Origin of the sequence: Streptomyces sp. NPDC058231 (genome assembly GCF_042882275.1) — a bacterium.
Classification (GTDB): Bacteria; Actinomycetota; Actinomycetes; order Streptomycetales; family Streptomycetaceae; genus Streptomyces.
Window position 1 is genome coordinate 7,858 of record NZ_JBHVWN010000008.1, and the last position, 6,505, is coordinate 14,362.

3 protein-coding genes are annotated in these 6,505 nt (G+C 69.6%); 2 read left to right on the forward strand and 1 reads right to left on the reverse strand.

Annotated elements, in window-relative coordinates:
• The coding region (locus tag ACFVXE_RS07865) for an MFS transporter (RefSeq protein ID WP_389670136.1) at positions 1-1,536 on the reverse strand (1,536 nt) is incomplete at its 3' end.
• Between the two features lie 163 nt (positions 1,537-1,699).
• Between ACFVXE_RS07865 and dusB the strand changes: the two genes are divergently transcribed.
• Both dusB and ppdK read left to right on the forward strand, forming a co-directional pair.
• Complete coding sequence (gene dusB / locus ACFVXE_RS07870) at positions 1,700-2,848, forward strand: tRNA dihydrouridine synthase DusB (protein WP_389670137.1); 1,149 nt, start codon at positions 1,700-1,702, stop codon at positions 2,846-2,848.
• A gap of 543 nt (positions 2,849-3,391) precedes the next feature.
• A complete protein-coding gene (gene ppdK / locus ACFVXE_RS07875) occupies positions 3,392-6,130 on the forward strand; it encodes a pyruvate, phosphate dikinase (RefSeq protein ID WP_389670138.1) in 2,739 nt (912 codons plus the stop codon).
• Positions 6,131-6,505: the final 375 nt, after the last annotated feature.

The window sequence follows — 6,505 nt, forward strand, 5'->3', positions numbered from 1 at the left end:
GACGAGGATCGGCTGGCCGAACTCGAACCGCCGACTGATGTCGTCGGGGGGGGCGCGGCGCGCGGGGGCGGGGGGGGGGGCGCGGGGGCGGGGCCCGGCCGGTGTCTCCAGCTGCTCCGCGGTCAGCCGGGCGGTCCTCCGCGCCCAGGGCCCACTGGTCAGCATGCCGACGAGGAGTACGCACAGCCCGCAGCCGGTGATGATCCACCAGGCCGGCTTGCTCGCGTCCGCGAACGCGGCGGCGTACGAGGCGCCGCGCGGGGAACCGGTGCCGGCCACGCCCGCCGCCAGCACCGCTCCGATCACGGCGACCCCCAGGGTCCCGCCGATCTGCCGGCTGGTCGAGGCGACCGCCGCCGCGACTCCGGCCTGCGAGCGCGGCATCCCGGAGACGGCGGTGTTGGTGATCGGCGCGTTCACCATGCCGAAGCCGATGCCGAACAGCAGATAGCCGGCGAACAGCATCACGTTCCGCGACTCCGCGTCGAACGCCGCGAACAGCAGCCCGCACGCGGTCATGGCCGAGCCCGCCACGAGCAGCGAGAGCCGGGGCCCGCGGCTGCCGACCAGCCGCCCGGACAGCGGGGCGCAGATGAAGGTGAGCGCCGCCATCGGCAGCATGTACAGACCGGCGTGCAGGGCGCTCAGTCCGCGCACGTTCTGCAGGTAGAGCGTGTTCAGGAAGAGGAAGCCGCTCAGTGCGGCGAATGCGCTGACCGCTATCGCGGTGGCACCGCTGAACGGGGCGCTGCGGAAGAACCGGAGATCGATCAGGGGCTCGGCGCGCCGGGGTTCGTACATCAGCAGCCCGGCCAGCGCGCACACGGTGATCGCGGCGAAGACCAGGATCCGCGGCGAGGCCCAGCCCGCGGAGGGCGCCTCGATGATGGCGTACGTCAGCGAACCGAGCAGCGCGACGACCAGCAGCTGCCCCACAGGGTCGGGGCGGCGCGGCTTCGGGGCGCGGGACTCGGGGACGTAGCGCCAGGTGAGCAGCAGCGCCGCAAGTCCCACCGGCAGGTTGATCCAGAAGATCGACCGCCAGCCGACCGAGTCCACGAGCAGACCGCCCACCAGTGGCCCCGCCGCCATCGAGATGCCGACGACCCCGCCCCACACCCCGATGGCACGGGCTCGCTCGCGCGGGTCGGTGAACGTGTTGGTGATGATCGACATGGCGACGGGGTTGAGCATCGAGCCGCCGACCGCCTGCACCATCCGGAACGCGATCAGCGATTCCAGGTTCGGCGCCACGGAGCAGAGCACCGAACCGAGGGTGAACAGGACGAGCCCGATCTTGAAGACCTTCCGCCGTCCGATCCGGTCGGCGGTGGAACCCGCCAGCATCAGCAGCGAGGCGAGAACGAGGGTGTAGGCGTCGATCGTCCACTGCATGCCGGCGACGTCGGCGTGCAGCTCGTGCTGCATGGAGGGCAGGGCGACGTTGAGGACGGTGTTGTCGAGACTGACGATCAGCAGACTCATGCAGCAGATCGCCAGCACGAGTTGCCGCCGTTTATGGCTGAGCTCGGGCATACATCGATAGTACGGTTAACTAACGAACCTCGTCGACGTGGCGCCCCGCCTCCCATGCCGGTGTCCACCGGAGCGGTGCCCCCCCGCGGGCGTGCCCACGGGGGCCGGACCCGCCGGGGCCGTGTCCGCCGAAGCCGCTCCCGGCATACGCGACAATGGAGCAATGACCACGCTCGCCCCCGCGCCCCCGCTGCTCCGGATCGGCCCGCACACCGTGCAGCCGCCGGTGGTCCTCGCCCCCATGGCCGGCATCACCAACGCCCCGTTCCGCACCCTGTGCCGGGAGTTCTCCGGCGGCAAGGGGCTGTTCGTCAGCGAGATGATCACGACGCGGGCGCTGGTCGAGCGCAACGAGAAGACCATGCAGCTCATCCACTTCGACGCGAGCGAGACCCCGCGCTCGATCCAGCTGTACGGAGTGGACCCGGTCACGGTCGGCAAGGCCGTCCGCATGATCGTCGACGAGAACCTCGCCGACCACATCGACCTGAACTTCGGCTGCCCGGTCCCCAAGGTGACCCGCAAGGGCGGTGGCTCGGCGCTCCCGTTCAAGCGGCCGCTGCTGCGCGCCATCCTCAACCAGGCCGTCTCCAACGCGGGCGACCTGCCCGTCACCATCAAGATGCGCAAGGGCATCAACGACGACCACCTCACCTACCTCGACGCGGGCCGGATAGCGGTGGAGGAGGGCGTCACGGCCGTCGCCCTGCACGGCAGGACCGCCGCCCAGCACTACGGCGGCACCGCCGACTGGGACGCCATCGCCCGTCTCAAGGAGCACGTCCCGGAGATCCCGGTCCTCGGCAACGGTGACATCTGGTGCGCCGACGACGCCCTCCGGATGATGCGCGAGACCGGCTGCGACGGCGTGGTCGTGGGTCGTGGCTGCCTGGGCCGCCCCTGGCTCTTCGGCGACCTGGTGAGCGCCTTCGAGGGTACGGGGACGAGGCAGGCACCCACGCTGCGCGAGGTCGCGACGGTCATGGTGCGGCACGCCACGCTGCTGGGGGAGTGGATCGGCGACGAGACCCGCGGCGTGATCGACTTCCGTAAGCACGTGGCCTGGTACCTCAAGGGCTTCTCGGTCGGCTCGGAGATGCGCAAGAAGCTCGCGGTCACCTCGTCGCTCGACGAGCTGGGCGGGCAGCTGCACGAGCTCGACCTGGACCAGGCATGGCCGGACGGGGCGGACGGGCCGCGCGGGCGCACCTCCGGGAACAACCGCGTGGTGCTGCCGGACGGCTGGCTGAAGGACCCCTACGACTGTTCGGGCGTGAGCGCGGACGCGGAGCTCGACACCTCCGGCGGCTGAGGCACCGGGTGCCCCCGACCCGTCTGCTCATCTGAGCGCCGGACGGGGGTGGATCGGATGATGCGGGGCGCCGCGGCGGCGCGATGGAGGCATGTCGCGGCGTCCCGTCCGCTTTTCTTTCGCGCCTTGCGGTCGACGGGTGACGCTGCGTCGCCACGAGGGCGCCCGGATGGCGACATCTGAGCGCCTGTCGGGGCGTGATTCTCGCCACCCCTGAGGGGCTGATTGCTCAGATGAGCACATTCTGACGAGCTGCATTTCTCAAATGATGGCACTGGGTGCCACTGGGGTTTACTTTGATCGATCGACGGGTTCGCTACTCGCTGTGCGCGATTGGCCTCACTTTGGATACTTAATGTAGTTATTCGTTCAAGAGTCGAACGATCGTGCCTGTGGAGTGATACCCGAGCGTGACTTTCGATCTGCTGGCGGACGAGTGGTTAAGGCCGCATGACGCGCAAGTGGACGTACCCAGACACCTTCGATCTGGGTATGTTCCTCGCCGTCAGGGCAGCCACCCGAGTCCTCTAGGAGTCGAGACCCGTGTCGGAAAACAAAGATCCTCACGTATCCACGTCGGAGCTCCAGGGTCAGAAGTTCGTTTATGACTTCACCGAGGGCAACAAGGATCTGAAGGACCTGCTCGGCGGCAAGGGCGCCAACCTCGCCGAGATGACCAACCTCGGGCTGCCCGTCCCTCCGGGCTTCACCATCACCACCGAGGCGTGCAAGGTCTACCTCGACAGTGGTGAGGAGCCGACGGAGCTCCGCGACGAGGTGAGTGCGCACCTCGCCGCCCTGGAGAAGCGGATGGGCAAGAAGCTCGGCCAGGCCGACGACCCGCTGCTGGTCTCCGTCCGCTCCGGCGCGAAGTTCTCGATGCCCGGCATGATGGACACGGTCCTCAACATCGGCCTCTCCGACGAGTCCGTCGTCGGCCTCACCGCCCAGGCCGGCGACGAGCGGTTCGCGTGGGACTCGTACCGCCGTCTCATCCAGATGTTCGGCAAGACCGTCCTCGGGGTCGACGGCGACCTCTTCGAGGAGGCGCTGGAGGCGGCGAAGGACGCCAAGGGCGTCACCGTCGACGTGGATCTGGACGCGGCCGACCTGAAGAAGCTGGTCAAGCAGTTCAAGAAGATCGTCACGCGCGACGCCGGACGCGAATTCCCGCAGGACCCGCGGGAGCAGATGGACCTGGCCATAAAGGCCGTCTTCGACTCGTGGAACACCGACCGCGCCAAGCTCTACCGCCGCCAGGAGCGCATCCCCGGCGACCTGGGCACGGCCGTCAACATCTGCTCGATGGTCTTCGGCAACCTCGGCCCCGACTCCGGTACGGGGGTCGCCTTCACCCGCGACCCGGCCAGCGGCCACGCCGGTGTCTACGGCGACTACCTGCAGAACGCACAGGGCGAGGACGTCGTCGCGGGTATCCGCAACACCGTGCCGCTCGCCGATCTGGAATCGATCGACAAGACGTCGTACGACCAGCTGATGCAGATCATGCAGACCCTCGAAACGCACTACAAGGACCTGTGCGACATCGAGTTCACCATCGAGCGCGGCCGGCTGTGGATGCTCCAGACCCGGGTCGGCAAGCGCACCGCCGGTGCCGCCTTCCGGATCGCGACGCAACTCGTCGACCAGGGACTCATCGACGAGGCGGAGGCGCTGCAGCGGGTCAACGGGGCGCAGCTGGCGCAGCTGATGTTCCCGCGCTTCGACGAGGAGGCGAAGACGGTCCTGCTCGGCCGCGGCATCGCCGCCTCGCCGGGCGCCGCGGTCGGCAAGGCGGTCTTCGACTCGTACACCGCCGTCAAGTGGTCCCGCTCGGGCGAGCAGGTCATCCTGATCCGCCGCGAGACCAACCCGGACGACCTCGACGGCATGATCGCCGCGGAAGGCATCCTGACCTCGCGCGGCGGCAAGACCTCGCACGCCGCCGTCGTCGCCCGCGGCATGGGCAAGACCTGTGTCTGCGGCGCCGAGGAGATCGAGGTCGACACCAAGCGGCGCCGGCTGACCGTCGGTGACACCGTCGTCGAGGAGGGGGACGTCGTCTCCGTCGACGGTTCCACCGGCAAGGTGTACCTCGGCGAGGTCCCCGTCGTGCCGTCCCCGGTCGTGGAGTACTTCGAGGGCCGCATGCACGCGGGCGCCGACGACGCCGACGAGCTGGTCGCCGCCGTGCACCGGATCATGGCGTACGCGGACCGGGTGCGCCGGCTCCGGGTGCGGGCCAACGCGGACAACGCGGAGGACGCGCTGCGGGCGCGCCGGTTCGGCGCCCAGGGGATCGGCCTGTGCCGCACCGAGCACATGTTCCTCGGTGAGCGCCGCGAGATGGTCGAGAGGCTGATCCTGGCCGACACCGACGACGAGCGGGAGACCGCGCTGTCCGCCCTGCTGCCGTTGCAGAAGGCCGACTTCATCGAGCTGTTCGAGTCGATGGACGGACTGCCCGTCACCGTACGGCTGCTCGACCCGCCGCTGCACGAGTTCCTGCCCGACATCACCGAGCTGTCGGTACGGGTCGCGCTCGCCGAGTCCCGCAAGGACGCGAACGAGAACGACCTGCGGCTCCTCCAGGCCGTGCACAAGCTGCATGAGCAGAACCCGATGCTCGGCCTGCGCGGTGTCCGTCTCGGCCTGGTCATCCCCGGCCTCTTCGCCATGCAGGTCAGGGCGATCGCCGAGGCGGCCGCGCACCGCAAGAACGCCAAGGGCGACCCGCGCGCCGAGATCATGATTCCGCTCGTCGGCACGGTCCAGGAGCTGGAGATCGTCCGTGAGGAGGCCGACCGCGTCATCACCGAGGTCGAGGCGGCCACCGGGACCCAGCTGAAGCTGACCATCGGGACGATGATCGAGCTGCCCCGCGCCGCGCTGACCGCAGGTCAGATCGCGGAGGCCGCGCAGTTCTTCTCGTTCGGCACGAACGACCTGACCCAGACGGTGTGGGGCTTCTCCCGTGACGACGTGGAGGCCTCGTTCTTCACCGCGTACCTGGAGAAGGGCATCTTCGGGGTGTCGCCGTTCGAGACGATCGACAAGGACGGCGTCGGTGCCCTGGTCCGCAGTGCCGTCGCGGCCGGCCGGGCCACCCGTCCGGACCTGAAGCTCGGCGTCTGCGGCGAGCACGGCGGCGACCCGGAGTCGGTGCACTTCTTCCACGAGGTGGGCCTCGACTACGTCTCCTGCTCACCGTTCCGTATCCCGGTCGCCCGCCTGGAGGCGGGCCGGGCCGCCGCGGAGTCGAAGGGCAGCGACAGCCGCTGACCCGAGTACCTCCCCGGACTCCGGGGCCGTCGTCGGCTCACCCGTACCCTCACCGACCCGACGACGGCTCCGGGCAACCTGGAGCGGCGGCGCCCTGTGCGGGGGCGCCGCCGCTTCGTCGTCCCCGGCTCCGGGACCGGAGCCGACCTGTCCGGATCCCGCCCGGCGGCGAGGGGGCGCACAAGCGCTTTCGGTGATCGTCCGTCTCGTTGCTTCGTTCAATACGCAAAGATATAGGCGGTGAACGGACCGGGGTGGGGGGGCGCGGGGGCCCCCCCCCGGGCGGCCCCCCCGGGCCCCCCGCGGGAGGTAAAAAAAAATCAAGCCCACCCCCAGGGGGTGTGGTGGGTTTGGGGGGGGGGGGGGGGGGTGTGT